This window comes from Streptomyces sp. NPDC043876, from assembly GCF_056435825.1.
Window position 1 is genome coordinate 562,887 of record NZ_JBWKDV010000002.1, and the last position, 26,402, is coordinate 589,288.

The 26,402-nt window shown below is 72.0% G+C and carries 26 protein-coding genes and 1 tRNA gene; 17 read left to right on the plus strand and 10 right to left on the minus strand.

All coding sequences use genetic code 11. The annotated features are described in order from the left end of the window. The first annotated feature begins 257 nt into the window (after positions 1 to 257). The 6 genes from AC0693_RS07650 (at position 258) to AC0693_RS07675 (ending at position 4,716) form a co-directional block, all read left to right on the plus strand. The gene (locus AC0693_RS07650) at positions 258 to 689 is read left to right on the plus strand and encodes a DUF3052 domain-containing protein (RefSeq protein WP_356410295.1); all 432 of its coding nucleotides are present in this window, start codon (positions 258 to 260) and stop codon (positions 687 to 689) included. Positions 690 to 829: 140 nt separating this feature from the next. After that, positions 830 to 1,288 (plus strand): peroxiredoxin, encoded by a 459-nt coding sequence (locus AC0693_RS07655; RefSeq protein ID WP_356410206.1) that lies wholly within the window; start codon positions 830 to 832, stop codon positions 1,286 to 1,288. A gap of 141 nt (positions 1,289 to 1,429) precedes the next feature. Next, positions 1,430 to 2,005, plus strand: a complete 576-nt coding sequence (locus tag AC0693_RS07660; protein ID WP_356410209.1) for a TerD family protein — start codon at positions 1,430 to 1,432, stop codon at positions 2,003 to 2,005. A gap of 140 nt (positions 2,006 to 2,145) precedes the next feature. Further along, positions 2,146 to 2,721 (plus strand): TerD family protein, encoded by a 576-nt coding sequence (locus AC0693_RS07665; RefSeq protein WP_356410212.1) that lies wholly within the window; start codon positions 2,146 to 2,148, stop codon positions 2,719 to 2,721. A 25-nt stretch (positions 2,722 to 2,746) separates the two neighbouring features. Continuing rightward, positions 2,747 to 3,877: a DUF475 domain-containing protein gene (locus tag AC0693_RS07670; RefSeq protein ID WP_478801217.1), complete on the plus strand. Its 1,131-nt coding sequence runs from the start codon at positions 2,747 to 2,749 to the stop codon at positions 3,875 to 3,877. Between the two features lie 101 nt (positions 3,878 to 3,978). Continuing rightward, positions 3,979 to 4,716, plus strand: a complete 738-nt coding sequence (locus AC0693_RS07675) for a TerD family protein (protein WP_468463562.1) — start codon at positions 3,979 to 3,981, stop codon at positions 4,714 to 4,716. A gap of 16 nt (positions 4,717 to 4,732) precedes the next feature. Here the strand turns inward: AC0693_RS07675 and AC0693_RS07680 are convergent, their stop codons facing one another. Continuing rightward, positions 4,733 to 5,500 (minus strand): TerD family protein, encoded by a 768-nt coding sequence (locus AC0693_RS07680; protein ID WP_356410301.1) that lies wholly within the window; start codon positions 5,498 to 5,500, stop codon positions 4,733 to 4,735. Positions 5,501 to 5,706: 206 nt separating this feature from the next. On the opposite strand from AC0693_RS07680, the gene AC0693_RS07685 reads away from it, so the two are divergent. From AC0693_RS07685 to AC0693_RS07700, 4 genes are read left to right on the plus strand one after another with little or no spacing between them, the layout of a single operon-like run. Next, complete coding sequence (locus AC0693_RS07685; RefSeq protein ID WP_356410218.1) at positions 5,707 to 6,870, plus strand: HpcH/HpaI aldolase/citrate lyase family protein; 1,164 nt, start codon at positions 5,707 to 5,709, stop codon at positions 6,868 to 6,870. A gap of 57 nt (positions 6,871 to 6,927) precedes the next feature. Continuing rightward, positions 6,928 to 9,579: a phosphoribosyltransferase gene (locus AC0693_RS07690; protein WP_478801218.1), complete on the plus strand. Its 2,652-nt coding sequence runs from the start codon at positions 6,928 to 6,930 to the stop codon at positions 9,577 to 9,579. Beyond that, entirely contained in the window at positions 9,576 to 10,397 is an 822-nt protein-coding gene (locus tag AC0693_RS07695; protein WP_356410224.1) for an HAD family hydrolase, read from the plus strand. Before AC0693_RS07690 ends, AC0693_RS07695 begins: the two co-directional genes overlap by 4 nt. Continuing rightward, complete coding sequence (locus AC0693_RS07700) at positions 10,394 to 11,056, plus strand: O-methyltransferase (RefSeq protein ID WP_468463350.1); 663 nt, start codon at positions 10,394 to 10,396, stop codon at positions 11,054 to 11,056. Before AC0693_RS07695 ends, AC0693_RS07700 begins: the two co-directional genes overlap by 4 nt. Positions 11,057 to 11,129: 73 nt before the next feature. On the opposite strand, the gene AC0693_RS07705 is transcribed toward AC0693_RS07700, so the two are convergent. The 3 genes from AC0693_RS07705 to AC0693_RS07715 all read right to left on the minus strand — a co-directional run bounded on the left by AC0693_RS07705 (position 11,130) and on the right by AC0693_RS07715 (position 13,544). Next, complete coding sequence (locus AC0693_RS07705) at positions 11,130 to 11,351, minus strand: FmdB family zinc ribbon protein (RefSeq protein ID WP_356410230.1); 222 nt, start codon at positions 11,349 to 11,351, stop codon at positions 11,130 to 11,132. 56 nt (positions 11,352 to 11,407) lie between these two features. Beyond that, complete coding sequence (locus tag AC0693_RS07710; protein WP_469319477.1) at positions 11,408 to 11,926, minus strand: DUF4383 domain-containing protein; 519 nt, start codon at positions 11,924 to 11,926, stop codon at positions 11,408 to 11,410. Between the two features lie 322 nt (positions 11,927 to 12,248). Further along, on the minus strand, positions 12,249 to 13,544 hold the full coding sequence (locus tag AC0693_RS07715) for a hypothetical protein (protein ID WP_478801219.1): 1,296 nt from the start codon (positions 13,542 to 13,544) through the stop codon (positions 12,249 to 12,251). A 65-nt stretch (positions 13,545 to 13,609) separates the two neighbouring features. On the opposite strand from AC0693_RS07715, the gene AC0693_RS07720 reads away from it, so the two are divergent. The 3 genes from AC0693_RS07720 to AC0693_RS07730 all read left to right on the plus strand — a co-directional run bounded on the left by AC0693_RS07720 (position 13,610) and on the right by AC0693_RS07730 (position 15,057). Further along, positions 13,610 to 13,684 (plus strand) — tRNA-Val (locus AC0693_RS07720). Between the two features lie 439 nt (positions 13,685 to 14,123). After that, the gene (locus AC0693_RS07725) at positions 14,124 to 14,804 is read left to right on the plus strand and encodes a TRADD-N-associated membrane domain-containing protein (protein WP_478801220.1); all 681 of its coding nucleotides are present in this window, start codon (positions 14,124 to 14,126) and stop codon (positions 14,802 to 14,804) included. A gap of 7 nt (positions 14,805 to 14,811) precedes the next feature. After that, positions 14,812 to 15,057, plus strand: coding sequence for a DUF2277 domain-containing protein (locus AC0693_RS07730; RefSeq protein WP_356416138.1), 246 nt, complete (start codon positions 14,812 to 14,814; stop codon positions 15,055 to 15,057). 37 nt (positions 15,058 to 15,094) lie between these two features. Here the strand turns inward: AC0693_RS07730 and AC0693_RS07735 are convergent, their stop codons facing one another. From AC0693_RS07735 to AC0693_RS07745, 3 genes are all read right to left on the minus strand, one after another. Then, positions 15,095 to 15,721, minus strand: a complete 627-nt coding sequence (locus AC0693_RS07735; protein WP_356416141.1) for a DedA family protein — start codon at positions 15,719 to 15,721, stop codon at positions 15,095 to 15,097. Positions 15,722 to 15,947: 226 nt separating this feature from the next. After that, on the minus strand, positions 15,948 to 17,621 hold the full coding sequence (locus tag AC0693_RS07740; RefSeq protein WP_478801221.1) for an alkaline phosphatase D family protein: 1,674 nt from the start codon (positions 17,619 to 17,621) through the stop codon (positions 15,948 to 15,950). 104 nt (positions 17,622 to 17,725) lie between these two features. Further along, the gene (locus tag AC0693_RS07745; RefSeq protein ID WP_478801222.1) at positions 17,726 to 18,370 is read right to left on the minus strand and encodes an HNH endonuclease family protein; all 645 of its coding nucleotides are present in this window, start codon (positions 18,368 to 18,370) and stop codon (positions 17,726 to 17,728) included. A 488-nt stretch (positions 18,371 to 18,858) separates the two neighbouring features. Between AC0693_RS07745 and AC0693_RS07750 the strand changes: the two genes are divergently transcribed. Next, positions 18,859 to 19,440: a TMEM165/GDT1 family protein gene (locus AC0693_RS07750; RefSeq protein ID WP_356416148.1), complete on the plus strand. Its 582-nt coding sequence runs from the start codon at positions 18,859 to 18,861 to the stop codon at positions 19,438 to 19,440. 105 nt (positions 19,441 to 19,545) lie between these two features. On the opposite strand, the gene AC0693_RS07755 is transcribed toward AC0693_RS07750, so the two are convergent. Next, positions 19,546 to 20,247 carry an HAD-IA family hydrolase gene (locus tag AC0693_RS07755; protein ID WP_478801223.1) on the minus strand — a complete coding sequence of 234 codons (702 nt, stop codon included), beginning with the start codon at positions 20,245 to 20,247 and terminating at the stop codon, positions 19,546 to 19,548. Positions 20,248 to 20,472: 225 nt separating this feature from the next. On the opposite strand from AC0693_RS07755, the gene AC0693_RS07760 reads away from it, so the two are divergent. Next, on the plus strand, positions 20,473 to 22,524 hold the full coding sequence (locus AC0693_RS07760) for an MDR family MFS transporter (protein WP_478801362.1): 2,052 nt from the start codon (positions 20,473 to 20,475) through the stop codon (positions 22,522 to 22,524). A 19-nt stretch (positions 22,525 to 22,543) separates the two neighbouring features. Here the strand turns inward: AC0693_RS07760 and AC0693_RS07765 are convergent, their stop codons facing one another. Then, positions 22,544 to 23,053 carry a GNAT family N-acetyltransferase gene (locus AC0693_RS07765; protein WP_478801224.1) on the minus strand — a complete coding sequence of 170 codons (510 nt, stop codon included), beginning with the start codon at positions 23,051 to 23,053 and terminating at the stop codon, positions 22,544 to 22,546. Between the two features lie 114 nt (positions 23,054 to 23,167). On the opposite strand from AC0693_RS07765, the gene AC0693_RS07770 reads away from it, so the two are divergent. Further along, on the plus strand, positions 23,168 to 23,563 hold the full coding sequence (locus AC0693_RS07770) for a nuclear transport factor 2 family protein (RefSeq protein WP_356416156.1): 396 nt from the start codon (positions 23,168 to 23,170) through the stop codon (positions 23,561 to 23,563). A gap of 72 nt (positions 23,564 to 23,635) precedes the next feature. On the opposite strand, the gene AC0693_RS07775 is transcribed toward AC0693_RS07770, so the two are convergent. Next, entirely contained in the window at positions 23,636 to 23,953 is a 318-nt protein-coding gene (locus AC0693_RS07775) for an antibiotic biosynthesis monooxygenase family protein (RefSeq protein WP_469318780.1), read from the minus strand. Positions 23,954 to 24,062: 109 nt separating this feature from the next. Between AC0693_RS07775 and AC0693_RS07780 the strand changes: the two genes are divergently transcribed. Then, positions 24,063 to 26,135, plus strand: coding sequence for a bifunctional glycosyltransferase 87/phosphatase PAP2 family protein (locus AC0693_RS07780; protein ID WP_478801225.1), 2,073 nt, complete (start codon positions 24,063 to 24,065; stop codon positions 26,133 to 26,135). The last annotated feature ends 267 nt before the right edge of the window (positions 26,136 to 26,402 follow it).

The window sequence follows — 26,402 nt, forward strand, 5'->3', positions numbered from 1 at the left end:
TCGTAAGCGCGTTCGTCCCCGCACGCGTGCGAAAGTCCTCTCGCGCGCCGAATGCGGCCCCGTGGTGTGGGATGAATCACGAGGGGTTCGCGCGGGCAGGCTTAAAGTTGCGGCGAGACGGCCGCAATCGTCACCGTTTCGACGGTCTCGGCCACCGGGTACTTGCGCGATCCGCCGCGTCCGTGTGGACTACGCCCAATGCTGCGCGTACGCGCGCCGCCGAAGACATTCACCGATACATGAGCAGGAGGCACCCCGTGAGCGCGACCGCGGACCACGCGGAGACCAGTCTGGTTTCCAGGCTGGGTTTCGAGTCCGAACAGGTGGTCCAGGAGATCGGCTACGACGACGACGTCGATCAGGAATTCCGTGAGGCCGTAGAGGATCACATCGGCAGCGACCTCGTTGACGAGGAGTACGACGACGTCGCCGATGCGGTGCTGCTCTGGTTCCGGGACGAAGACGGCGATCTGACGGACACGCTGGTCGACTCCATCAACTTGGTGGAGGACGGCGCACTGATCCTGCTGCTGACCCCCAAGACCGGTCGTCCCGGTTACGTCGAGGCCAGCGACATCAGCGAGGCCGCCCAGACGGCGGGCCTGGCGCAGACCAAGAGCGTCAGCGTCGGCAAGGAGTGGGCCGCCAGCAAGCTGGTGACCCCCAAGGCCGCCAAGTCCAAGCGCTAGCCACGCGCCCAGACAAGTGGAGGAACCCCGCCGGCCCCAGCCGGCGGGGTTTCTGCCGTCCACGGCCCGGCGCATACGGTCCTGCCGGGCCCTCCCCTAGGCTGGGCCCACCCGAACGGCTCAACGAAGGGATACGAGAGATGGCGATCGAGGTCGGCACCAAGGCCCCGGACTTCGTACTGAAGGACAATCACGGCGCCACCGTGCGGCTCGCCGATTTCCGCGGCGAGAAGGCCGTGGTCCTGCTCTTCTACCCCTTCGCCTTCACCGGCGTCTGCACGGGCGAGCTGTGCGAGCTGCGCGACCAGCTGCCGCGCTTCCAGAACGACGACGTGCAGCTGCTGGCGGTCTCCAACGACTCCGTCCCGACCCTGCGCGTCTTCGGGGAGCAGGAGGGGCTGGAGTACCCGCTGCTCTCCGACTTCTGGCCGCACGGCGAGACCTCCCGCGCCTACGGCGTCTTCGACGAGGAGAAGGGCTGCGCGGTCCGCGGCACCTTCATCATCGACAAGGACGGCATCGTGCGCTGGAGCGTCGTCAACGGGCTGCCCGACGCGCGTGACCTGAACGAGTACATCAAGGCGCTCGACAGCATCTGAGGGCCGCCCGACACGCGCCCACCGCACGTTTCCGTACGAAAACCCCGTTCCGGGCGGGAACCCGTCACTAGGATCGAAACGTTGATCCGGTAGCAACCGCACGTACGGGGCTCCGCCCCACACGAAACCAATGGAGGACCCGTGGGAGTCAGCCTCAGCAAGGGCGGCAACGTCTCGCTGACCAAGGCCGCACCGAACCTGACGGCGGTCATCGTCGGTCTGGGCTGGGACGCTCGCACCACCACCGGGGTCGACTTCGACCTCGACGCCAGCGCGATCCTGACCAACGACCAGGGCAAGGTCGCCAGCGACGCCAACTTCGTGTTCTTCAACAACCTGAAGAGCCCCGACGGCTCGGTCGAGCACACCGGTGACAACACCACCGGTGAGGGCGAGGGCGACGACGAGGCCATCAAGGTCAACCTCGCCGGCGTCCCGGCCGATGTCGCGAAGATCGTCTTCCCCGTCTCGATCTACGAGGCCGAGGCCCGCCAGCAGAGCTTCGGCCAGGTCCGCAACGCGTACATCCGCGTCGTGAACCAGGCCGACAACAGCGAGCTGGCCCGCTACGACCTCTCCGAGGACGCCTCGACCGAGACCGCCATGGTCTTCGGCGAGCTCTACCGCAACGGCGCGGAGTGGAAGTTCCGTGCCATCGGCCAGGGCTACGCCTCGGGCCTGCGCGGTATCGCGCAGGACTTCGGCGTCAACGTCTGACGCGAGCGTCCGACCTCGGCCCGGGCCGCGCCCGGGCGCCGAGAGCAGTTCACCGTCCGGCGCCGTGCACAGTCGTGTACGGCGCCGGATGTTCTTCATCGGCGCACCGTCGCCGGCACATCTCCGGGGAGGACCACATCATGGGCGTCACACTCGCCAAGGGGGGCAATGTCTCCCTCTCCAAGGCCGCACCGAACCTGACCCGGCTGCTGATCGGTCTGGGCTGGGACGCGCGCTCGACCACCGGCGCGGACTTCGACCTCGACGCCAGCGCGCTGCTGTGCGCGGGCGGCCGGGTGCTCGGCGACGAGTACTTCGTCTTCTACAACAACCTGAAGAGCCCCGAGGGATCCGTCGAACACACGGGGGACAACCTCACCGGTGAGGGTGAGGGCGACGACGAGTCGGTCCTGATCGACCTCACCAAGGTCCCGGCGTCCTGCGACAAGATCGTCTTCCCGGTGTCCATCCACGACGCCGACGCCCGCGGCCAGTCCTTCGGCCAGGTCACCAACGCCTTCATCCGCGTCGTGAACCAGGCGGACGGCCAGGAGCTGGCGCGCTACGACCTCTCCGAGGACGCCTCCAGCGAAACCGCGATGATCTTCGGCGAGGTCTACCGCTACGGCGCCGAATGGAAGTTCAGGGCCGTGGGGCAGGGGTACGCGTCGGGACTGCGGGGCATCGCTCTAGACTTCGGGGTCAACGTTTCGTAAAGCCGTACAAGACGATGGGGTGCCCGTGGTTCTGAAAACCTTCGGCTGGTCGTTCGCGATTACCGCGCTCGGCCTGGCCGCGGCGGTTCTCTACGGGGGGTGGACCGCGTTCGGGATCGTCGCGATCCTGTCCATCCTGGAGATCTCGCTGTCCTTCGACAATGCGGTGGTCAACGCCGGAATCCTGAAGAAGATGAATGCCTTCTGGCAGAAGATCTTCCTCACGGTCGGCGTCCTCATCGCCGTGTTCGGCATGCGTCTGGTCTTCCCCGTCGTGATCGTGGCGATCACTGCCAAGATCGGGCCCATCGAGGCCGTCGATCTCGCGATGACCGACAAGAACCAGTACCAGCAGCTGGTCACCGACGCCCACCCGGCCATCGCGGCCTTCGGCGGCATGTTCCTGCTGATGATCTTCCTCGACTTCATCTTCGAGGACCGGGACATCAAGTGGCTCGCCTGGCTCGAGCGTCCCCTCGCCAAGCTCGGCAAGATCGACATGCTGTCCGCCTGCCTCGCACTGATCGCCCTGCTGATCACGTCGTTCACCTTCGCCGCCCGCGCCCACCAGCACGGCGGCGCGCACGTGGACAAGGCGCAGACCGTGCTCATCTCCGGCATCGCCGGCCTGATCACGTACATGATCGTCGGCGGTCTCTCCGGCTACTTCGAGAACAAGCTCGAAGAGGAGGAAGAGGCCGAGCACGAGGCGGAGGAAGCCGCCAAGAAGAGCGGCAGCCCCGTCTCGGCGGTCGTCATGGCCGGCAAGGCCGCGTTCTTCATGTTCCTCTACCTGGAGGTCCTGGACGCGTCGTTCTCCTTCGACGGGGTCATCGGCGCCTTCGCGATCACCAACGACATCGTGCTCATGGCCCTCGGCCTCGGCATCGGTGCCATGTACGTGCGTTCGCTGACGGTCTACCTGGTCCGCCAGGGCACCCTCGACGACTACGTCTACCTGGAGCACGGCGCGCACTACGCCATCGGCGCGCTCGCCGTCATCCTGCTCGTCACCATCCAGTACGAGATCCACGAGGTCATCACCGGCCTCGTCGGCGTGCTGCTGATCGCCTGGTCCTTCTGGTCCTCGGTCCGCCGCAACAAGCGCCTGGCGCTCCAGGAGTCCGCACTGGAGGAGTCCGCCGTCCAGGCATGATCGCGGCGGTAATGCGGAACGCTCAACTGCGGGGCGGCGCGGGGTTTCCCACGCCGCCCCGTCCCGCGCGTGCGAACCCAGGGGGGATGGACATGGGCTTCATCGATTTCTTCGACGGTCTCAGGGGCGCCCGCGCCTCGCAGTTCCAGTCGGGCAGCGCGTCGTCCAACGCGATCGAGCTGACGAAACGGCACCCCACGGTGTCGCTCACCAAACAGGGGGCGGTCCACGGCAACCTCCGCGTCAACCTGTCCTGGCGGATGCGGACCTCCGACTTCGGCGGCCGCTCCGGCACGGGCGGCGGGCTGCTGCGCCACCCGTTCAAGCTCTTCAAACCGGACATGGTGCAGGCGCACACGCAGGGCGTGGTCAACGTGGACCTCGACCTCGGCTGCCTGTACGAGCTGACCGACGGTACGCGGGGGGCCGTACAGCCCCTGGGCAACCTGCTCGGGGACATCAACGACCCGCCGTACGTCAAGCTCAGCGGCGACGACCGGTTCGGTTCGGCCTCCGGCGAGACGCTCTACGTCAACCTCGACCACGCCGACGAGATCAAGCGGCTGCTGCTCTTCGTCTACATCTACGACCAGACCCCCGCCTTCGACCGCACGCACGCCATGGTGACCCTCTTCCCGGTCACCGGACCGCGGATAGAGATCCCGCTGGAGGAGCGCCACCCGCAGGCGCGCTCCTGCGCGGTGGTCACCCTGGAGAAGGTCAAGGGCGAACTCGTCGTGCGGCGCGAGGTCAAGTTCGTCTACGGGTTCCAGGCCGAGCTGGACCGGCTGTACGGCTGGGGGCTCCAGTGGGGCCGGGGCTACAAGACCAAGGCGTGAGCGCGCCCGGCGCCGCTCAGCGGCGCAGGAACTGCGGCCCCTGCACCGGCAGCCGGAAGGACGGGTCCCCGCCCGGTGCGGGGGACACGTGCTGCGGGTAGCCGTAGGCGGGCGGCGCGGCGGGCGGGGCCTGGGTGGGCGCCACCACGGGCGCCGGGGGCGCGGTGACCGGCGCCGGCGGCCGCATCGCCGCCGTCCGGTCGGCCTGCCCGGCCGCCGCGGCCTCCGCGTCGCCGGCGCCGTCGTCCACCGAGATCCCGTGGTCGGTGGCCAGCCCGACGAGCCCGTTGGAGTACCCCTCGCCCAGCGCGCGGAACTTCCACCCCTCGCCCCGGCGGTAGACCTCCCCGCACATCAGGGCCGTCTCCGCTCCCGTCTCGGGCCGCACGTCGAAGTAGGCCAGGGGCTCGGTGCCGCCGCTGACCGTGGCGTCGTAGAGCAGGATCCGCAGGTCGCCGACCCGCTCGAAGGGCACGTCCTCGGCCGAGACGACCACCAGCACCCGGTCGACCCAGCCGGGCACCGAGACCAGGTCCATCTGGACGGCGTCGGTGACCGCGTCGCCGACCCGCTTCTTGCCCAGGCGCCAGACCGCCCCGGAGGGGTGCCGGGGCTGGTTGTAGAAGACGAAGTCCTCATCGGAACGCACACGGCCGTCCGTCCCCACGAGCAGCGCGGAGGCGTCCACGTCCGGCACCTCGGTCCCACCGGTCCAGCGCAGCACCGCCCGGACCGCGGCGGCGGTCACCGGGATGTTGGAGCCCTTCTGCATCGCGTGCGTCATGGCGGTCATCCTGCCCTCCCGGGGCGGGCCGGGACAATGCGGGCCCCCCGGAGTGTCGTGCGCGGGCCTTGTCGGCCGCGCGGGACCCGTGCAGGGTGCAAGAGGGTTACCCGAACTTCATGTGCCCGAGGAACTCCGGGAACGCATTCGTACGTACTATTACCGGCCATGCCAGTTGGGCCGCCGAGGCAGTACGGGGGAAGCACATGCGTCATTTCGGGCACATATCACCCACTGTCCGCAAGGACCTCTTCCACCAGGAGCCCGTCGAGTTCTCCTCCGCTTCGCCCGCCCGTACGCTCGCGGCGGCGCTCGGCGCGACCCTCTACAGCCCCGCCACCCGCCCCCACCTCGCGGCCGACGTGGCCAAGCAGGCGGGCCGCGGCGTCGTCTCCATGGTCCTCTGCCTGGAGGATTCCATCAGCGACGCCGATGTCGCGGGCGGCGAGGAGAACCTCGTCCGGCAGTTCGCCGAGATCGACGCGAGCGACGCGGAAGCCCCGCTGCTCTTCATCCGGATCCGCGAGCCCGAACAGATCCCCGACATCGTCCGGCGCCTCGGGGCCTCGGCCCGCCGCTTGGCCGGATTCGTACTGCCGAAATTCACGGAGAGTCGCGGAACCGCCTTCCTCGACGCCGTCGGACAGGCCGAGGAGGCCGGCGGGCGCCGCTTCTACGCGATGCCCGTCCTGGAAACCCCCGACCTGCTCCACCTCGAAACCCGCGTGGAGGCCCTCGCGGGCATCTCGCGCACCGTCAACGCCTACCGCGACCGCGTCCTTGCGCTGCGCCTGGGCGTGACGGACTTCTGCTCGGCCTACGGCCTGCGCCGCACCCCCGACATGACGGCCTACGACGTCCAGATCGTCGCCGGTGTGATCGCCGACGTGGTCAACGTCCTCAGCCGGGCCGACGGCACCGGCTTCACCGTCACCGGGCCCGTCTGGGAGTACTTCCGCAGCCAGCAGCGCCTCTTCAAGCCCCAGCTGCGCCGCAGCCCCTTCCTGGAGGAGGGGGTCGAGGAACTGCGCACGGCGCTCATCGAGCACGACCTGGACGGCCTGCTCCGCGAGATCGAACTCGACCGGGCGAACGGTCTGCTCGGCAAAACCTGCATCCACCCCGCACACGTCACCCCCGTGCACGCGCTGTCGGTGGTGTCGCACGAGGAGTTCAGCGACGCCCAGGACATCCTGCGCCCGGAGCGCGGCGGTGGTGGAGTGATGAGATCGGCTTATACGAACAAGATGAACGAGGTGAAGCCCCACCGGGCCTGGGCCGAGCGCACCATGCTGCGCGCGGAGGTCTTCGGTGTGGCCAAGGAGGAGGTCGGCTTCGTCGACCTCCTCACCGCCGGACTCCGGGTCTGACACCCGGTGCGTCCGGGCCGGGTGTCGTCGACGAGGAAGGGCAAGGAGATCGAAGCGGTGCGGTCGGGAACAGCGGTGTGGTCGGGAACGTGGGTCGCGGAGCGGCTGGGCGTCGCCCTGGAGGAGGCGCCGGGCCGGGCGGGGCCGGGCCCCGTGGCGGGCGCGGGTGCCGCGGCGGGGCCGGACGGCCCGGCTCCGGACGCTCCGGGCCCGGATGCCCCGGCTGCCGGGCCGCGGCTGACCGAGCTGCTCGGGCTGGCCCTGCGCCGCAACCCCAAGCGGGCGCACCTGCTGGTGTCCCGGGTGCTCGGCAAGCACGTGCCGCAGTCGCCGGCGGTGGTCCACGGCGCCGGGTACGGGCTGGGGCTGCGGGTGCGCGAGCTGCTCGGCGAGGCGGCGGCCGCCTCCGCCGTGGTGCTCGGGTACGCCGAGACCGCGACCGGGCTCGGCCACAGCGTCGCCGACGGCCTCGGAGCGGCCCCCTACCTGCACTCCACCCGCCGCCCGGTGCCCGGCGTCGCGCCCGCCGGGGGCTTCGAGGAGGCCCACTCGCACGCCACCTCGCACCTGCTGCTGCCGGAGGACCCGGCGCTGCTGGCGGGGACCGGCCCGCTGGTCCTGGTCGACGACGAGTTCTCCACGGGCAACACCGTCCTGAACACCATCCGCGACCTGCACGCACGCCACCCGCGCGAGCACTACGTCGTGGTGGCCCTGGTGGACATGCGCTCGCCGGCCGACCGCGCCCGCCTGACCGCCTTCGCCGACGGCCTCGGCGCCCGCGTCGACCTGATCGCCCTGGCGAGCGGCACCGTCCGGCTCCCGGAGGGCGTCCTGGAGCGGGGCACGCGGCTCGTGGAGGAGTACGAGGCGCGGGCCGCCGCGGGGGCCGAGGGTGCCCCGGGGGCGTACGAGCCCCCGCGCGCGGAGGACCGTAGGCACCCCGCGTCCGCCCCCGCCGCGCCCCCCGTACGCATACCCCTCGACTGGCCCGCCGGAGTCCCCGACGGGGGCCGGCACGGGTTCACGCCCGCCCACCGCGCCCGGCTGGAGGCGGCCCTGCCCGCCCTCGGGGCGCAGCTCGCCCGCGCCCTGGGCGAGCGCCCCGGGCGGGTCCTCGTCCTCGGCAACGAAGAGCTGATGTACGCCCCGCTGCGGCTCGCCCTGGCGCTGGAGGAGAGCGGAGCCGCCGCCGAGGTGCGCTTCTCCACCACCACCCGCTCGCCCGTCCTGGCGGTCGACGACCCCGGCTACGCGATCCGCACCCGGCTCGTCTTCCCCGCCCACGACGACCCCGCCGACGGGCCCGGCGAGCGCTACGCCTACAACGTCGCGCCCTCGGCCCGCGTCGGCGCGGGCGGCGAGGGTGCCCGTTTCGACACCGTGGTCGTGGTGGTGGACTCGGCCGGCGACACCCCGGCCCTGCACGCCGCCGACGGCCTGCTCGCCCGGCTCGCCCCGCACACCGGGCGGATCGCGCTGGCCGTCGTACCGTCCTACGTGCCCGCGCCCGTAGCCGTCCCCGTATCCGACGACCGGCGGGAGCCGATCATGCCCGAGCCCCTGCGCGGACCCGCGTTCTCCTCCTACCCGGCCGAGGACGTCGGCTGGCTGCTCCAGGACCTCTCCGACCGCGCGCTGGAAGCGCCCACCGAGGAGCGCGAGGAGGCCATCCAGGCCGGGGGCGCGCACTACGCCGAGTCCCTGCCCGTCGAGTACCAGCCCAGCGCGCACTACCAGGAGCTGTACCGCAGCGCCCTGACCGCCTCCGCCGCCCGGATCGCGCGCGCCGTCGGCACCGTCACCGAGACCGTCCTCGCCGAGCGGTCCCCGCGTCCCGTGCTGGTCTCGCTGGCCCGCGCGGGCACCCCCGTCGGGGTCCTGATGCGCCGCTGGGCGCAGCTGCGGCACGGCCTGGACCTGCCGCACTACGCCGTGTCCATCGTGCGCGGCCGGGGCATCGACGCCAACGCGCTGCGCTGGCTGGCCGCCCACCACGACCCGGCCGACGTCGTCTTCGTCGACGGCTGGACCGGCAAGGGCGCCATCACCCGCGAACTGAAGGCCGCGCTCGACGCCCACCGCGAGGAGACGGGGGGCCCGGGCTTCGACCCCGAGATCGTGGTCCTCGCCGACCCGGGCGGCTGCGTGTCGACGTACGGCACCCGCGAGGACTTCCTGATCCCCTCGGCCTGCCTCAACTCCACCGTCTCCGGGCTGATATCGCGGACCGTGCTGCGCGCCGACCTGGTCGGCCCGGACGACTTCCACGGCGCCAAGTTCTACCGCGAGCTGGCCGGCGCCGACGTCTCCGTCGAGTTCGTCGACACCGTCGCCGCCCGCTTCGACGAGGTGGCGGAAGCCGTCGACGCGGAGGTCAAGGAGCTGCTCGCGGCCGACCGCGCGCCGACCTGGGAGGGCTGGGCGGCGGTGGAACGGATCAGCGAGGAGTACGGCATCCACGACGTGAACCTGGTCAAGCCGGGCGTCGGCGAGACCACCCGCGTACTGCTGCGCCGCGTGCCGTGGAAGATCCTGGCCCGGCGCGGCGCCGGGGCGGACCTGGACCACGTACGCCTGCTCGCCGAGCAGCGCGGCGTGCCGGTCGAGGAGGCAGACGGGCTGCCGTACACCTGCGTAGGACTCATCCATCCCCGCTTCACACGCGGCGCCACGGGCGCCGACGGAAAGGCTGTGTCCGCCAAGTGACCGTTCTGGTAGCCAGTGATCTCGACCGTACGCTCATCTACTCGGCGGCGGCCCTCGGGCTGACCATGCCGGACCCGGTGGCCCCCCGGCTGCTGTGCGTCGAGGTGCACGAGAGCCGCCCGCTCTCCTTCATGACGGAGACGGCGGCCGCGTTGCTCGCCGCGCTCACCGCCGACTCCCGCGTGGTGTTCGTCCCGACCACCACGCGCACGCGCAAGCAGTACCAGCGGATCCGCTTCCCCGGCCGCCCCGCCCCCTACGCGATCTGCGCCAACGGCGGCCAGCTCCTGGTCGACGGCGCGCCCGACCGGGACTGGCGGCGCCAGGTGGCCAAGCGGCTCGCGCAGGAGTGCGCCTCGCTGGAGGAGGTGCACGGGCACCTGCTGGACACCGCCGACCCGCTGTGGCTGCGCAAGGCGCGCGTCGCCGAGGACCTCTTCGCCTACCTGGTGGTGGAACGGGACCTGGTGCCCGACGCCTGGCTGAAGGCGCTGGCCGAGTGGGCCGAGGCGCGCGGCTGGACCGTCTCGCTCCAGGGCCGCAAGATCTACGCCGTCCCGCGCCCGCTGACCAAGAGCGCGGCGATGCGGGAGGTGGCCCGGCGCACCGGCGCCGCGCACACGCTGGCCGCCGGCGACTCGCTGCTGGACGCGGACCTGCTGGAGGCGGCGGACGAGGGCTGGCGGCCCGGCCACGGCGAACTGGCCGACGCGCAGTGGCACGCACCCCACGTGCAGGCCCTCGGCGCCAAGGGAGTCGTGGCGGGTGAGGAAATCCTCCGCCGGATGGGCGCCGCGGTGGGCAGACTGAGCGCATGAGCAAAGGCAACAGCACCAAGATCACGGCCGAGTTGTACGCGTACATGCTCGCCCACAACCCGCCGCTCGACGAGGTCCAGCGCGCACTGATCGCGACGACCGCCGAGAAGTTCCCGGACGCCGCCGGCATGCAGTCGGCCGAGGAGCAGGGCCCGCTGCTGGCCTTCCTCGTCCGGCTGACCGGCGCCCGCCACATCGTGGAGGTGGGCACCTTCACCGGCTTCTCGTCGTTGTCGATGGCGCAGGCACTGCCCGCGGACGGACGGCTGATCGCCTGCGACGTCTCCGAGGAGTGGACGGCGTACGGGCGCGAGGCGTGGGCCGCTGCGGGTGTCGCGGACCGCGTCGAACTGCGGATCGGGCCCGCCCTGGACACGCTGCGCGCGATGCCCTTCGAGGAGCACATCGACATGGCCTACCTCGACGCCGACAAGCAGAACCAGGTCGCCTACTGGGAGGAGCTGGTCCCGCGCATGCGGCCGGGCGCTCTGATCGTCACGGACAACACCCTCTTCCACGGCACGGTGCTGGACGAGTCGGCGACCGGCTCGGCGGCCGGGGTCCGCGCCTTCAACGAGCACGTGGTGCAGGACAAGCGGATGGAATCCGTGATGCTGGCCATCTCGGACGGCCTGACGCTGTCGCGCAAGCGGGCCTGACGGGCCTGACGGGGCGGGTCCGGCGGAGGCCGGACCCGGAGGCGTCGGTCAGCGGCGTCGGTCAGCGGCGTCGTCAGCCGCAGCCTCCGCCGCCGCAGCAGCCGCCTCCGCCCCCGCCGCCCGCTCGGGCGGGCGCGGGGGCGGAGCTGGTGCCGCCGACGGCGACGGCGGACAGCAGCTTGACGGTGTCGCCGTGCCCGGCGGGGCAACTCGCGGGCGCGGCGGACTCGGCCATGGGCCGACTGACCTCGAAGACGTCCTCGCAGGTCCGGCAGCGGTACTCGTAACGTGGCATGCGCACAGGCTAGACGGTCGGGGGCCGTCCGGTCGGCCTGGTGGGCCCTGGGCCGCCTACCCGCCGCTGCGGACGAGGGCCCGCTGCTCGCGGGCCGCCGCCTCGGGGTGCCGTGCGCGCCAGTACGGGTTGTCGTGCGGCAGCGCGCTGCCCACCCGCCCGTACATCCCGAACCACATCAGCATCACGCCGACGACGAAGCTGAACAGGACGTTCTGGATCCGGAACGCCAGGAAGTTCAGGCCCGTGTCCAGCAGGGCGAGGTTGACGAACCCGCTCGCGATGAAGAGCAGCCCCAGCGCGATGTTGAGCGTCGAGGCGAAACCGCCGCCGATCACCATCCCGAGGAGCAGCAGCGCGCCGATGCAGATCGACAGGACGCTCAGCGTGCCGTTGGTGTTCAGGGCGAGCACGGTGTCCCCGCGGGTGTCGAAGAACCCGATCCGGTCGATGAGGCCGAGGACCCCGAAGACGACGAGCAGCAGCCCGGTCAGCCCGGCGCCCACCCGGTAGACCTTGCTGAGCTTGTGGTCGGTGGGCAGGTGCTCGTCGAGCCGCGCGTTGACGGGGCGCATGAGGCGCCGCAGCGGATCGAGGGAGACGAGGGCCGGCTGCGTGGCCCGGGCCGCACCGGCTTCGTGGGCGACGTAGGGCGCGTAGGACTCATGGGCCTCGTGGCACCCGTAGGCCGCGTGGGCCGCATGGTGCTCGTGGGGGAGGGACGGTGAGGGTGATGTGGGCGGTTCGTGGGGGACGAGAGGCTCATGGGGCACACGGGACCTGCGGGGCCTGTGGAAAGCGTGGGCAGCCATGGCGCCCTCCTCTGTTCCGGCGTGGCCCCTCAAGCATCCACCGGCGCCCACCACCGGACAACCCGGACGAACGGGGCCCTTGCCCTCAGCCGCCGCCGCGCCGCCCCCGCATGTCGTTGACGACCCCGGCCACCGATGCCCGAATGCCCTCCATCTCCCGGAGGAAGTGCCAGTAATCCGGATGACGCCCCTCCAGGCCGGCCAGCGCCCGCTCCACCCGGGCCACCGCCTCGTCCAGCGGCCGCGCGTGCCGCGGATCGGGGACGCTGCGCCCCTCCATCGCGAGGCGTTGCGCGTCCCGGATCGCGAACCGCGTCCGCTGGACCTCGGCCTCCGGATCCTTGGCCACCGCTTCCAGCCGGGTCAGCCGGTCCTGGGCGGTCGACACGGCCCCGTCGACCGTATCGAACAGCTCGCGGACGACCGTGATCAGCGCGGTGGCGTCCCCCCACCGCTGCTCCTGCCGCGCCACGGCGGCCTCCGCCAGCCGCTCCTCCGCCTGTCGTACGGAGGCCAGCGCCTGCTCCGGTACGTGCTGCAGGTCCTGCCAGCAGTCGGCACTGAAGCGGCGCCGCAGCTCGCTGAGGACCGGGTCCACCCGGTCCGCCCGGTTGCGCAGCGCCTGCGCCCGCGTCCGCAGGCTCGCCAGGCGGCGGTCCATCTCGGCCGCGCGCTCCGGCAGCCGGTCCGCCTCCGCCCGCACCGCCTCCGCGTCCCGCAGGATCCGGTCGGCGCGCTGCACCGTCGCGGGCACCCCGTGCTGCGCGGCGCCCTGGTTGAGCATGGTCAGCTCCGGGCCGAGCGCCGCGAGCCGCGCGGCCAGATCATCGGCGCGCATGCCGGCGGCCCGTACGGCGTCCAGCGCGTTCGCCGCCGCCAGCAGCGCGGCCTTGGCCCGCTCCCGCGCGGGCGCGACCCGCGCCAGCTGCGACTCCGCGTTGTCGAGCAGCGGCCGCAGCCCCTGGTCGAACCGCTCCAGCTCCCCCTTGACCCGCACCAGCTCGTCGCGGGCCCGCTCAAGCTCCCGCTTGGCCCGCGCGGCGACCGCGCCGTCGAGATCGTCCCGGTCGAGGTCGTGCGCGTCGACGGCCTCGATGTAGGCCTGACTGACCTCGTCGATCCGCCGCCCCAGCTCGGCGAACCCCTCGACCGCCCGGCGCCCGGCGGGAGACCCGTCCGCGGCCGTGATCGTCTCTATCGAGATCCGCAGATCCCGCTGCGCGGTGTCGAGCTCGTAGAACGCGGCGGCGGCCGCATCCTTCGCGGCCTGCGCCTCCGCCCGCCGGCTCTCGTCCCGCCCACCGAACCACCGCCGGGAAGCCGTTGTCACAATCCCTCTCCCGTACCGCGTCCACCCGCGTCCACCCTGCCCTCCCCTCATTCTCCCCCAAGAGATCGCGTTTGCGTCCGGGGTCCACCGCCCATGTAGGCTGTCCACTCATCCACGGGTGCGTAGCTCAGGGGTAGAGCGCTGCTCTTACAAAGCAGATGTCGGCGGTTCGAAACCGTCCGCGCCCACCAGTAGGAAGTAGCAGGTGAGAGCCTGCTCAGGCCCTCCAGTCGTGACCGGCTGGAGGGCCTTTTTCGTGCCCGGAGGCCACCAAGACGCCACATGCCCATCAGCCGCGCCTCGGCGTCCTCGACCTTTTCGGGGTACGAGGCGGATCAGCGGGTGGGAGCGCGGGAGCCCGGGCGGCCGGGTCATGTTGGCCTCCTCGTCGAGGAAGCCCGGTTAGGGCTGTGAGGGCAACCCGGCTTACGAATTGCTGTCATCGGCCGGCGGTGACGAGCACTTCGAGGTCGTGGATCTTCGGCTTCGAGTACATGTGCGCGTCCGGGCCGTGCGTGATCTCAGCTGCTGAAGGTACTGAAGGGGTGCCGTGACGACGGGCCTTCGCCGTCGGGAACAGGGGTCGGCGGGGGGATTCCTTGTGGGGGTGGGGCGTGGGATGGTCGGGGGATGGTGGGGAGCTTCGAGTGGGTCGGTGTGGGGTTGGGTGTCGCCGCTGCGGGGGGTGTGGGGGCCGCGCTGTCGTTGCGGGATGCCGCGCGGTTCGAGCGGCTGCGGGACGAGGAGCGGGAGCGGTTGCTCGCTCAGGTGGGGGGTGCTGGAGGAGGTGGTGAGGCGCCCGCGGGGGTGGGGGATGAGGATGATCCCAAGTACGTGGATGTGGGGCGCAGTCGGCCGCGGCGGGTGAGGGTGGCGCGGCTCGGGGACGGGCGGGACGACTTCACGCCGCTGCTCGTCGAGTACTACGCGTACGGGCTCACGCAGGCGCGCAGCAGTTTCGCGACCAGCCAGCGGTTCTCCGGGTTCGGGGCGACCATTTTGCTGCTCGGGGTGGGGCTGGCGGTGTGGAAGGCCGAGAGCACCGGGGACCTGTACCTGGGGATCGTGACCAGTTCGGTCGGGGTGGTGGTCACGCTGATCGGGCAGCTCTTCCACCGGCGGGCCGACATCGCCCTGCGGCACATGTCCCAGCAGACCGCTTCCCTGCGGGACGACCGGCGTGCCGCCGAGACCACGCAGCAGGCCATCGGGCTGCTCGCGGAGGTGGCGGATCCGGTGCTGCGGGCGCGGTTGCAGGCCGGTTTGATCATGAAGTTGTCCGGTGCGGAGCTGCCGCCGTCGGGGGGATAGTAGGGGTATGTGCCGGAGTATCAAGACGTTGCGACCGCCAGCCATCCCCGAAAAGGCCACCGAGGAGGAGATCCGGGCCGCCGCCTTGCAGTACGTGCGCAAGGTGTCCGGGTTCCGGGCGCCCGCCGCGCACAACCAGGAGGTCTTCGACGCCGCCGTGGAGGCCATCGCCGAGGCGACGGCAGTGCTGCTCGACGGGGTGCACGTCCGGGGGCAGGCCCACGCGCACGCCCCTGCGGAGGCCACTGCGTAGGACCGTGCCGGGCGCCCGGGGGAGCGGGGGACCGCCGTCAGGAGGCCGGGACGGTGACCGGTGCCGGGCGGCGGACGAGGTAGGCGGCCAGGCCGCCCGCGCCGAAGAGGGCGATCACCGATACCGCGGTGCCGAGCCAGGTCGCGCCGAGCCACTGGGTGCCGTAGTAGCCGAGCGAGACGCTGTAGCCCGCCCAGGCCATGCCGGCGAGCAGTGACCAGGGCAGGAACTTGCGCACCTCGCGGTGGCGCTTGCCCGCGCCCAGCGAGACCACCGAGCGGCCGGCCGGGGCGAAGCGGGCGATCACCACGAGGGCGCCGCCGCCGCGGGCCAGCGCCACGCCCAGCCGTTCCTGGGCGCGGCTGAGCCGGCGCGAACGGCCGATGGCCCGGTCGAGCCAGTCACCGCCGCGGCTGCCCGCCCGGTACGCGGCCAGGTCGCCCAGGACGGACGCGATGGTGGCCACGGCCAGCAGCGGCAGGATGCCGGGCACCTGGCCCGGAGCGGCCACGGCCGCGCCGCTTCCGGTGGCCGCCGCGGCGGCCGCGGCGATCACCAGGACACCGCTCGGCAGTACGGGCAGGAACACGTCGAGCAGCACCGAAAGTGCCACGACGGCGTAGATCCACGGGCTCGTGGTCAGCGACCCCACAGTCTCAAACAAAGCGGGACTCCCCAGTCCAAGTGACGTGCTTCAGCGTTGAAGCGCCGCGACGTCGCGGGGGAGCGGCAGGGGCGGCTGACAGCCATACAGCGTACGCCGCACACAGCCACCTCATGTCCCCGGGGCACCCTCCTGTGTCATGTTTACTGTCACACCTCCCGGTGCGTGCCCTGCCACACGGGCTGTCGGATCCGTGTCAGCGCCGGATGAGGGTGGAACCAGTGGCTCAGTCGCCGGTCAGCTCGCGGTCCATGACGGTCACCAGCCGCGCCTCGCCCCGTCGCGGCCAGCGCTGCTTGTGGGCCTGGTCCAGCCGCAGCCGCGCCGTACGTCCCGCCAGGGCCAGGGTCATCAGCTGGTTGCCGAACCAGGGCCCGCCCGTACGCCGCCAGCTCAGCGGCGGCCGGCCCGTACGCCCGTGCCGCGAGAGCCCGCGCCCCAGCCACCGCCCGGTGCGCGACCAGCCGAGCCGGAATCCCAGCTTGACCGCGGTGTGGATCGAGTTGTGCACTGGGGAGCAGGTCAGCTGGTAGACGCGGGCCGTGGTCGGTATTCGGGGTTCGGCCACATACGCGTGATGAACGTCTCCCGAGAGGACGAGCACCGTCGCGGGAGCGCGGGGCCCCGTCCCCACCTGTTCGATCAGGTCGCTCAGCGCCTCGAAGGAGGCCGGGAAGGCGGCCCAGTGCTCCAGGTCGGCGCGCCGCCGCAGATCCTCCGCGATCCGCGCCCAGCGCGGCCCGCGCTCGCCCCGGCACAGCGCCGCGTTCCACACCTCGGCGTCATGGACCAGCGGCGGCATCAGCCAGGGCAGCGAGGAGCCGATCAGCAGGTGGTCGTAGCTTCCGTGCCCCTCCAGCGCCTGGTCCCGGACCCACTGCTCCTCGGCCGGGTCGAGGATCGCCCGCCGGTCCTCCGCGAGCACCCGCGCGGCCCGCGTGTCCACCATCAGCAGCCGGGTCCGCCCGAAGTCCCGGCGGTAGCTCCAGCTGGCGGCGGCCGGGTCGGCGTCCGCCGCCGCCGCGAAGGCGCGCAGCGCCTCCGTCCCGTCGGGGCTCTCCCGCACCGCCGCGTAGAGCCGGTCGGCCTCCAGTTCGGCGGGGGAGAGGTTTCCCAGGTGCTGGTGGACCCAGTACGACATGAGCGCGCTCAGGATCCGCTCCCGCCACCACGGGGTGGCCCGCATCTCGGCCAGCCAGGCGGCGCTCGTGTTCCAGTCGTCGCACACGTCGTGGTCGTCGAATATCTGCAGGCTGGGCACGGTCGACAGGAGCCAGCGGATCTCCGGGTCGAGCCAGGATTCGTAGTAGAGCCGGGTGTACTCCTCGTAGTCCGCGACCTGCGCCCCCGGTGCCTCGCGCAGGTCCCGGCGGGCCGCCAGCCACTTCCTGGTCTGCCGGGACAGCTGATCGGCATACACCTGATCGCCCAGCAGGAGCAGGAGGTCGGGCCGCTGCGCCCCGGGATCGGCGGCGAGCCGCGCGGCCAGGGTGTCGAGCGCGTCCGCGCCGTGCGGGCCGCGGCGGCCGGCGGGCGGGGCGGCCTGCCGGCAGGACCCGAAGGTGACCCGCAGCCCCGGGCCCGGTCCGGACCGCCCGCGGGCCGCCGGGACCGGGGTGCTGATGGTGCTCGGCGGGAAGCCGCTGTCGGGCTGCGGCCATACAAGGACACCGTCGAGCAGGACCTCGTACTCCGTGGTGGCGCCCGGGGTCAGGCCGGTCACCGGGACCAGGGCGTAGTGGTGGCCGGCTATCTGGAAGGTGTCCGCGCTCCCGCTCGCGCCGTCGGCGCAGCGCACCTCGGCCGTGGCGGGGCGGTCGGACTCGACCCATATCGTCGCCGAGGCACCCGTATCCCAGTCGACATACCGCAGCAGTGGTCCCAGACGCAGTCCGGCCATCGAACTCCCCCTCCTCCATGTCCCCTTGGATCACAAGGTACGGCGTGGAGGGGGGAGAGCGATTCCCCCTGGCGGGGGAGATCGATTGAACCGCCGGGGGAGGCTCAGCAGCCGTTGAGCACGTTCGTCAGGGCGGTCTTCTCGGCGGAGTCGATGCTCAGGCCCCAGTACTGCTTCACGTTCACCCACATGCGGACGTACGTGCACCGGTAGGCGGTCCGCGGCGGGAGCCAGGCGGCCGGGTCCTTGTCGCCCTTGGCCTGGTTGACGTTGTCGGTCACGGCTATCAGCTGGGGGCGCGTCAGGTCGTTCGCGAACTGCTGGCGCTTGGCGGTGGTCCAGGAACTGGCCCCGGAGCGCCAGGCCTCGGCGAGCGGCACCATGTGGTCGATGTCCAGGTCGGAGGCGGCGGTCCAGGTGGCGCCGTCGTACTCGGAGTACCAGCTTCCGCTGACGGCGGCGCAGGCGGAGTCCTGGCCCACGTTGACTCCGTCGCGCTTGAGGACGACCTCGCGGGTGTTGCAGGCGCCCGACTGGGTGATCCAGTGCGGGAAGAGGTCGCGGCTGTAGCCGCTGGAGGAACCTTCCGCCCGGGGGGTCACCGTGGCCAGGTACGACCGTGCCGCGGCGGCGCTGATCGGCGCGGGCGGGGCGGCCTGGGCGGTCGGCGCGTTCACGAGGGCGGCGAGGGCCGCGAGGGCTGCGGCTGAGGCGAACATGCCAGTGCGACGCGCGTAGACGGCGGGCATGGAGGGCTCCCTTGGGGTGGGGGGACGGGCCGTGCGCCCCGGTTGGGGCCCGGCCATGGTGGCGGCGCCGGGTTTCGCGGGGATGGGCGCCAGGTGACAGCCTGGCGACATGAGCACGTCACATCAAGACGTACAACTGCCCCAAAGAAAGCGGAGGTTGTGATTCCGGGGTGGGTCGGCGCGTCGCCGGGTGCGGGAGGTGGGGAAGGGGAGCCCGGAGTCGGGACCAAGGGCCCATTTCAGGCGGCGCCCGGGGTCGCGTACGCTGTATCGAGCAGAAGGGGAGTAGCTCTTCGCCGGACCGTCGACATACTGCTGGGTCATCCCAGCCGGCGCCCGGAGGCAGGCCGCGCGAGCGGTCGGCCAGCGAGACCTTCGGCCGCAGTGTCCTGTTTGCACACAGGGCGCCGCCGTGCCGAAGCGACCCCTGAACACCCTGGTCTCTCGGTTCCGATGGCGTCCTGCCCGACCGATCGAGGTTTCACCCCGTGATCAGCTTCAGCGTCCTGGCGATCGCCTTCGGCGTCGTCTTCCTCGCCGAACTCCCTGACAAGACGGCTCTGGCCGGTCTCATGCTCGGCACCCGCTACCGCGCGTCCTACGTCTTCGTGGGCGTGGCGGCGGCCTTCGCGGTCCACGTGGCGCTGGCCATCGCCGCCGCCAGCGTCCTGACCCTGCTGCCGCACCGCCTCGTGCAGGCGGTCGTGGGCGTCCTGTTCCTGGCGGGCGCGGCCATGCTGCTGCTGAAGAAGAACGAGGAGGACGAGGAGGTCAAGGAGCCCGCCGACCAGTCCTTCTGGAAGGTCGCGGGGGCGGGCTTCATGCTGATCCTGGTCGCCGAGTTCGGTGACCTGACGCAGATCATGACCGCCAACCTCGCGGCCCGCTACGACGACCCGGTGTCGGTCGGCATCGGAGCGGTGCTGGCGCTGTGGGCGGTCGCGGGGATCGGGATCCTGGGCGGGCGCACGCTGATGAAGTACATCCCGCTGCGGCTGATCACGAAGGTCGCTGCGTGCGTGATGGCCGCCCTGGCCGTGTTCTCGCTGTACGAGGCGATCGCGGGCTGAGGGGTTGTGGGGGCCCCGGCCCCCGGAACGCGGCCCCCGGAACGCGGCACGGGGCCCCGGGCCAGGGCGGCCGTCGGCCGACCCGACCCGGGGCCCGGCTGTGGCTCAGACCCCCGCGGGGACGGTGAGCCGGACGGTGTCCGCGGTGCTGGTGTCGACCCGCAGCGCGGCGAGGTCGGGCACGTGGGCCGTGGGACCGTAAGCGGCGGCGCGCGGGCCGACGCCGATCACGCGCATGCCGGCCGCGAGGCCCGCCGCTATGCCCGCCTCCGAGTCCTCGAAGACGATGCAGTCGGCCGGGTCCACGCCCAGGGCGGCGGCGCCCTTGAGGAAGCCCTCCGGGTCCGGCTTGCTCGCCGACACCGACTCGGCCGTCACCCGGACGCGCGGCATCGGGAGCCCCGCCGCGGTCATGCGGGCGGTGGCCAGGGTCAGGTCCGCGGAGGTGACCAGGGCGTGCGGGAAGGCCGCGATGGCCGCCATGAAGGCCTCGGCGCCGCCGACGGGGACCACGCCGTCGGTGTCGGCGGTCTCCCGGGCGAGCATCTCGGCGTTCTCCGCGTGGTTCTGCGCCATCGGGCGCTCCGGGAGCAGGATCGCCATCGTGGCGTAGCCCTGGCGGCCGTGGACGACCTTGATGACCTCGCGCGGATCCAGCCCCTGCGCCACCGCCCACTCGCTCCAGCAGCGCTCGACCACCGCGTCGGAGTTGACGATGGTGCCGTCCATGTCCAGGAGGAGCGCTCTGGCGCTCAGGGTCACGGTGGCGGGGGCGGTGGCCGTCGTGGCGGTGGTGCTGGCCGGCATCGGGGGTCTCCAGACGTTGCGCGGCGGGGGAACGGTCGGGAAATGAAACAAGTGGCTCCGCCTACCGGTCAGGGTATGCAGGCGGAGCCACTTTGTTTCATCAGGATACAAAAGATTTCGGCCCTTGGGCCACTCCAGTGACCGAGGTCTCCCGACAGGCCGGAACGGCGCACACCGCTCAGGATGGAGAAGTCCTACCGGCCGGTCCCCGAGGAGGAGCCGATGATGGCCCAGGAAGTGACCACGTCGGCCGTTGATCCCGCGCGCGGCCCCGGCGACGAACACGCCTCCCGTGAAGTCCTCGTCTCCATCGGCGCGCTCCTGCTCGGGCTGCTCATCGCCTCACTCGACCAGACCATCGTCTCCACCGCCCTGCCGACGATCGTCAGCGACCTCGGCGGCATGGAGCACCTGTCCTGGGTCGTCACCGCCTACATGCTCGCCTCCACCGCCGCCACGCCCCTGTGGGGAAAGCTCGGCGACCAGTACGGGCGCAAGAAGCTCTTCCAGGCGGCCATCGTGCTGTTCCTGATCGGCTCCGCGCTCTGCGGGCTGGCCCAGGACATGCCGCAGCTCATCGGTTTCCGGGCCCTCCAGGGGCTGGGCGGCGGCGGGCTGATGGTGCTGTCGATGGCCATCGTCGGGGACATCGTGCCGCCGCGGGAACGCGGCAAGTACCAAGGGCTCTTCGGGGCCGTCTTCGGCGCGACCAGCGTCCTCGGGCCGCTGCTGGGCGGCCTGTTCGTGGACCACCTGTCCTGGCGGTGGGTCTTCTACATCAACCTCCCCATCGGCCTCGTCGCGCTGGCCGTGATCGCGGCGGTCCTGCACATCCCCAGGCGCTCCTCCCGGCACACGATCGACTACCTCGGCACCTTCCTCATCGCCTCCGTCGCCACCTGCCTGGTGCTCGTCGCCTCCTTCGGCGGGACCTGGGGCTGGAGCTCGGCGCGGATCATCGGCCTCGCCGTCGTCGGCCTGGTGCTGCTCGCCGCGTTCCTGCTCGTCGAGCGCCGGGCCGCCGAACCCGTACTGCCGCTGAAGCTCTTCCGGGTCCGGACCTTCACGCTCTGCTCGCTGATCAGCTTCATCGTCGGCTTCGCGATGTTCGGCGCGATGGTCTACCTGCCGACCTTCCTCCAGGTCGTCCAGGGCGTCTCGCCCACCATGTCCGGCGTCCACATGCTGCCGATGGTCCTCGGCCTGCTGCTCTCCTCCACCGCCTCGGGCCAGATCGTCAGCCGCACCGGACGGTGGAAGGTCTTCCCCATCGTCGGCACCGCCATCACGGCGGTCGGCCTGCTGCTCCTGCACCAGCTGCACCGCACCAGCTCCACCTGGGAGATGAGCGCCTACTTCTTCGTCTTCGGCGTCGGCCTCGGCCTGGTCATGCAGGTACTGGTGCTGGCGGTACAGAACTCGGTCGGTTACGCCGATCTCGGCGTCGCCACCTCCGGCGCGACCTTCTTCCGCTCCATCGGCGCCTCCTTCGGCGTGGCCATCTTCGGCACGATCTTCACCAACCGGCTCGACGAGAAGCTCGTCTCCGCCCTCGCCGGTGTCCAGCTGCCGCCCGGCACGGCGGCCGCGCTGAAGGGCGACCCACGGGCCATCGCCACCCTGCCCCCGGCGCTGCGGCCCCGGGTCCTGGACGCCTACGCGACCTCCATCACCGACGTCTTCCTCTACGCCGTCCCCGTCGTGCTGCTCGCCTTCCTCGTCGCCTGGTTCCTGAAGGAGGACAAGCTCCGCGGCTCGGTGACCGCCCCCGACGTGACGGAGACCCTCGCCTCCAACCCGGTCCAGCGCTCCTCGCACGACGAGGTGGCCCGGGCGCTGTCGGTCCTCGGCACCCGGGAGGGCCGCCGGCACGTCTACGAGAACATCACCGAGAAAGCGGGCTTCGACCTCCTGCCCGCCGCCAGCTGGCTGCTGCTGCGGATGAAGAAGTACGGCTCGGTCGAGCCGGCGATGCTCGCGGAACGCACCAGCGTGCCGCTCAAGGCCATCACCGACGCCGCCCGCCAGGTCGAGGAGCGCGGGCTCGCCGTCCGGGAGGGGATGCCGCTGGTCCTGACCGGGCCCGGGCACGCGGCGGCCGCACGACTGGCCGACGCGCGCCAGGAGTCGCTCGCCGAACTCCTCGGGGACTGGTGGGGCCCGGAGCGGCCCACCGACCTGATCAAACTGGTCGGCGAGCTCAACGCCGAGCTGTGCGGCTCCGACGCGGAGGAGCCCTACGACAGGCAGCCGCGCCGGGACCACGACGCCCGCTGACCCGGCGCCGGCCTCCCCCTCAGGGGCGCTGCTTGCCGAACCAGTGCTCGGCGTACGGGCTGTCGTTGTACGCGGGTATCTCGTCGTACCCGTGCTTCGCGTACAGCCCTCGGGCTTCCACCAGGTCGGACCGGGTGTCCAGGATGACCCGCCGCGCGCCGAGGGACCATGCCAGGTCCTCCAGGGCCGCGATGACCGCCGCGCCGCCGCCCGTGCCCCGGGTGCGGGGGTCGACGTACACCCGTGTCAGCTCGGCGGTCTCCGGGTCCAGCAGTCGCAGGCCCCCGCAGGCCAGCGCCTCGCCGCCCAGTCGCCCGACGAGGAACTCTCCCGTGGGCGCGACGAGGTCGTCGTCCGGGAAGTCCACCGTCAGGCCCTCGTCGATCTCGGCCTCGGTCATCGTGCGGTTGTAGTACCGCCCGGCCACTTCCGCGTAGTACGCGCGGCGCAGGACGACCGAGTCGGCGTCCGTGTACCGCTCCGGACGCACCGACCAGTTCTGTCCGCCACCGCTCTTCGTGCTCTCCATGGCGTCATTCTCGGGTCCCCGGGCGCCGCGCCGCATGGAATATCCACACCGCCGGGCCGATGATAGGAAAAAGGGCAATTCCCCTCCCTCCCCTCATCAAAGGGCGTGAACGCCATGTCGGAGCACCCCGACTGCGCACTGGTCCGCCGCGGCTACGAAGCCTTCGGCGCGGGCGACATGGAGACGCTGGCCACACTGATGACGGCCGACGTCATCCACCACGTCCCCGGCAGCAGTCCGCTGTCCGGGCACCACAAGGGCCGGGAAGCCGTCCTCGACCACTACCGGCGGCTCGGCGCCGAGACCAACGGCACCCTGCGGGTGGACCTGGACGCGGTCTTCCCTGACGGCCGCGGGCACGTGATGGCGGTCCACCACTCGCGCGCCGACCGCGGCGACCGAGGCATCGAGATGCGCGGAGGGCTCTTCTTCACCCTCGTCGGCCACAAGATCACCGACATCGACGAGTGCGTCGCCGACATCGACGAGTCCGACGCCTTCTGGAGCTGAGCGGCCCCGCGCCCCGGCCGGGGAGCGAAGCCCCTGGCCGGAGGCCGCTGCAGAGCCCCCGCCCCCCAGCCCTCAGCCCTGCTTCGGCGCCGTCTGCTGTACGACCTCGAACGACCACACCTGGGACCCCGTGGCCGCCGGCTTCGGCCGCTCCGCGCCGCCCTGGTGCGCCGCCTTCATCGGCCCTTCCATCCACGCCTGGAAGTCGGCCTCCGAACGCCACCGGGTGTACACGAGGTACTGATCCGTCCCCTCGACGGGACGCAGCAGCTCGAACCACTCGAACCCGTCCGAGTTCTCCACGGCACCCGCCCGCGAGGCGAACCGCTGCTCCAGTACCTCGCGCTGCTCCGCGGGCACGGACAGTGCGTTGATCTTCACGATGCTCATGCCCGCCATCCTAGGTATCCCACGCGGGATATCGTCGTCCCGGGTAATTCATCGCGGCAGCCAGGCGAAGTCACGGTTGCAGTCAACAAGGGCGGGAGGCCGGCGGGGCGTGGCCAACGCGGCGGAGCACAGCGGTGTCAACGGACATGCCGGAGTCATAGGCGGTGGTGGGAGCGGTGGCAGGCTGGGGGCCGCGCGCCTCCTGCTGTGGGCGCTGGCGGCCCTCCTGGCCGTCAGACAGGCGTCCGCCGTGCTGCGCGTGCCGCCCGGCGAATGGCTCACCGGGCTCTATCTGCCCGGCCTGCCCGGCTCGCTCTACGACACCGGGCAGTTCACCGGGACCCCCTTCGCGGGTCTGGTCCTCAAGCCGCTGGTCGGGTTCGCCGACCAGTCGCTGGAGCTCGCCTGGACCTGCGTGACCCTGCTCTTCGTCGCCGCCATCGGGCTGGTGGCCGCGCGGGGCCTGGCCGATCCGGTGCCCCGGCGCACCGCGCTGCTGGCCGCGCCCGTGCTGGTCGCCCTGATGATGGTCTCGCTGCCCGTCCGCGAGGCCGCCTCCCCGGGGCAGACCGCCGTGCTGCCGGTGCTGCTGGTGCTGCTCGCCTTCTTCCGGGTGCCCGGTGAACGTCCGGCGGGCTTCCTGATGGGCCTCGCCGCCGCCCTCCAGCCCGCCCTGCTGCTCTTCGCGCCGCTGCTGTGGCTCACCGGCCGCCGCGGCGCCGCGCGCACCGCCACGACCACCTTCGCCGCCTGCACGCTGCTGTCCTGGGCCGCGCTCCCGCACGACTCCTGGACGTACTGGATCCGGCACCTCGCGGGGACCGGGCTCGGCGGCAGCCCCGGCGGGCTCGCCCACCAGTCCGTCCACGGCGCGCTGCTGCGGCTCGGCCTGTCGGGGCCGGCCGAGATCCTGCTGTACGTCGCCCTCGCGGCCGGGATCGCCTGGCTCGGCATGCGCCGCGCCGCCCGCTACGCCCGCGACGGGCAGCTGCTGCTCGCCGTCGCCGTCACCGGCTGCGTCGCGGTCGCCGTGTCGCCGACCGGCTGGCGCCACCAGCTGCTGTGGGTGCTGCTCGCGGTGGCGGGCAAGGTGGGCAAGCGGGCCGCGGACCGGGCGGTGTGGCCGGTCGCGGTGATCCTCGCCATGACCCTGCCCAGCGCGATGCTGCTGCCGAACCTGGCCGCGCTGGCGCCCGTACGGGACAACGTGCCGCTGCTGGCGGCCCTCGCCGCGGCCTGCGCGGTGCCGTTCCTGCCGCGCACCTCGCCGTACTGGCGCGACCCCGTGCCCACCGCCTACGCCCGGCCCGCCGCCGCGCGCTGGTCGCGCATCCCGCTGCTGCCGTTCTGGCGGCGCGTCCTGGCCCGGCCCAACCTGCTGCTGGAACTCCTGCTGATACGGGTCGGGTACTCGCTCTACTCGCACATCCGCGCCGCCGCGCCCACCAGCCGCTCGCTCGCCGAGGGCAACGGCGCCCAGATCCTGTCCATCGAACGGGCCCTGGGCATCGACATCGAGCACGCCGTGAACCACGGGGTGGTCGGGGTGCGCTGGCTGGAGGCGTTCTTCAACTTCTACTACACGTCCTTCCACTTCGTGGTGCCGTTGACCATCCTGGCCGTCCTGTACTGGCGCCGTCCCGCCGACTACCGGTGGGCCAGGGCCTCGCTGGGGCTGGCGACCGTCCTGGCCCTCTTCGGCTTCTGGCTGTACCCGCTGGCGCCGCCGCGGCTGATGCCCGACCTGGGGTTCATCGACACCGTGCACGGCGTGCAGGACCTGGCGCACCCGCAGTACGGGGCCATGACCGCGATCTCCAACCAGTACGCGGCGATGCCCTCGCTGCACTTCGGCTGGTCGCTGTGGTGCGGCGTCGTGATCGTCGTGCTCGCGCCGAAGGGGTGGCAGAAGCTGCTCGGGGCGCTGCATCCGGTGATCACGGTGTGCGCGATCGTCGCCACGGCCAACCACTGGGTGCTGGACGCGGTGGGCGGTGCGGTGGTCGTGGGGGCCGGGTTCGGGCTCGTGTACGTGCTTTCGGGGGCGCGGGGGGCGGCCGTGCCTTTGGGGGTGGCGGGGGGGTCCGGTTCCGGGGCCGGGGCCGGGGCCGTGCCGGGGCCGCGGGTGCCGGAGCGGGTGGCCGGGGCCGGGGCCGGGGCCGGGGGGCGGGGCCGGGCCTGAGGTCCGGTTTGGCTCCGGGTGTGCCGTTGCGCGGCGGGGCGGCCTGGGCTGTGCCCTCAAGCGCCGGGCGGGCTGGATGTGCCGGGCTGGCGGGGGAGGGCGGGTGCCGGTTGTTGGTGCCTCCGGCGGGCCCTCAAACGCCGGGCGGGCTGGATGTGGCGGGGTGGGATTGCCCTCAAGCGCCGGGCGGGCTGGATGTGCCGGGCTGGCGGGGGAGGGCGGGTGCCGGTTGTTGGTGCCTCCGGCGGGCCCTCAAACGCCGGGCGG

Excerpts from the sequence above, each read along its gene's own strand:
- AC0693_RS07655 (WP_356410206.1), top strand. The coding sequence starts at position 830 with ATGGCGATCGAGGTCGGCACCAAGGCCCCGGACTTCGTACTGAAGGAC.
- AC0693_RS07665 (WP_356410212.1), top strand. The coding sequence starts at position 2,146 with ATGGGCGTCACACTCGCCAAGGGGGGCAATGTCTCCCTCTCCAAGGCC.
- AC0693_RS07680 (WP_356410301.1), bottom strand. The coding sequence starts at position 5,500 with ATGACGCACGCGATGCAGAAGGGCTCCAACATCCCGGTGACCGCCGCC.
- AC0693_RS07685 (WP_356410218.1), top strand. The coding sequence starts at position 5,707 with ATGCGTCATTTCGGGCACATATCACCCACTGTCCGCAAGGACCTCTTC.
- AC0693_RS07700 (WP_468463350.1), top strand. The coding sequence starts at position 10,394 with ATGAGCAAAGGCAACAGCACCAAGATCACGGCCGAGTTGTACGCGTAC.
- AC0693_RS07705 (WP_356410230.1), bottom strand. The coding sequence starts at position 11,351 with ATGCCACGTTACGAGTACCGCTGCCGGACCTGCGAGGACGTCTTCGAG.
- AC0693_RS07710 (WP_469319477.1), bottom strand. The coding sequence starts at position 11,926 with ATGCGCCCCGTCAACGCGCGGCTCGACGAGCACCTGCCCACCGACCAC.
- AC0693_RS07715 (WP_478801219.1), bottom strand. The coding sequence starts at position 13,544 with ATGAGGGGAGGGCAGGGTGGACGCGGGTGGACGCGGTACGGGAGAGGG.
- AC0693_RS07725 (WP_478801220.1), top strand. The coding sequence starts at position 14,124 with ATGGTGGGGAGCTTCGAGTGGGTCGGTGTGGGGTTGGGTGTCGCCGCT.
- AC0693_RS07730 (WP_356416138.1), top strand. The coding sequence starts at position 14,812 with ATGTGCCGGAGTATCAAGACGTTGCGACCGCCAGCCATCCCCGAAAAG.
- AC0693_RS07740 (WP_478801221.1), bottom strand. The coding sequence starts at position 17,621 with ATGGCCGGACTGCGTCTGGGACCACTGCTGCGGTATGTCGACTGGGAT.
- AC0693_RS07745 (WP_478801222.1), bottom strand. The coding sequence starts at position 18,370 with ATGCCCGCCGTCTACGCGCGTCGCACTGGCATGTTCGCCTCAGCCGCA.
- AC0693_RS07755 (WP_478801223.1), bottom strand. The coding sequence starts at position 20,247 with ATGCCGGCCAGCACCACCGCCACGACGGCCACCGCCCCCGCCACCGTG.
- AC0693_RS07760 (WP_478801362.1), top strand. The coding sequence starts at position 20,473 with ATGGCCCAGGAAGTGACCACGTCGGCCGTTGATCCCGCGCGCGGCCCC.
- AC0693_RS07765 (WP_478801224.1), bottom strand. The coding sequence starts at position 23,053 with ATGGAGAGCACGAAGAGCGGTGGCGGACAGAACTGGTCGGTGCGTCCG.
- AC0693_RS07770 (WP_356416156.1), top strand. The coding sequence starts at position 23,168 with ATGTCGGAGCACCCCGACTGCGCACTGGTCCGCCGCGGCTACGAAGCC.
- AC0693_RS07775 (WP_469318780.1), bottom strand. The coding sequence starts at position 23,953 with ATGAGCATCGTGAAGATCAACGCACTGTCCGTGCCCGCGGAGCAGCGC.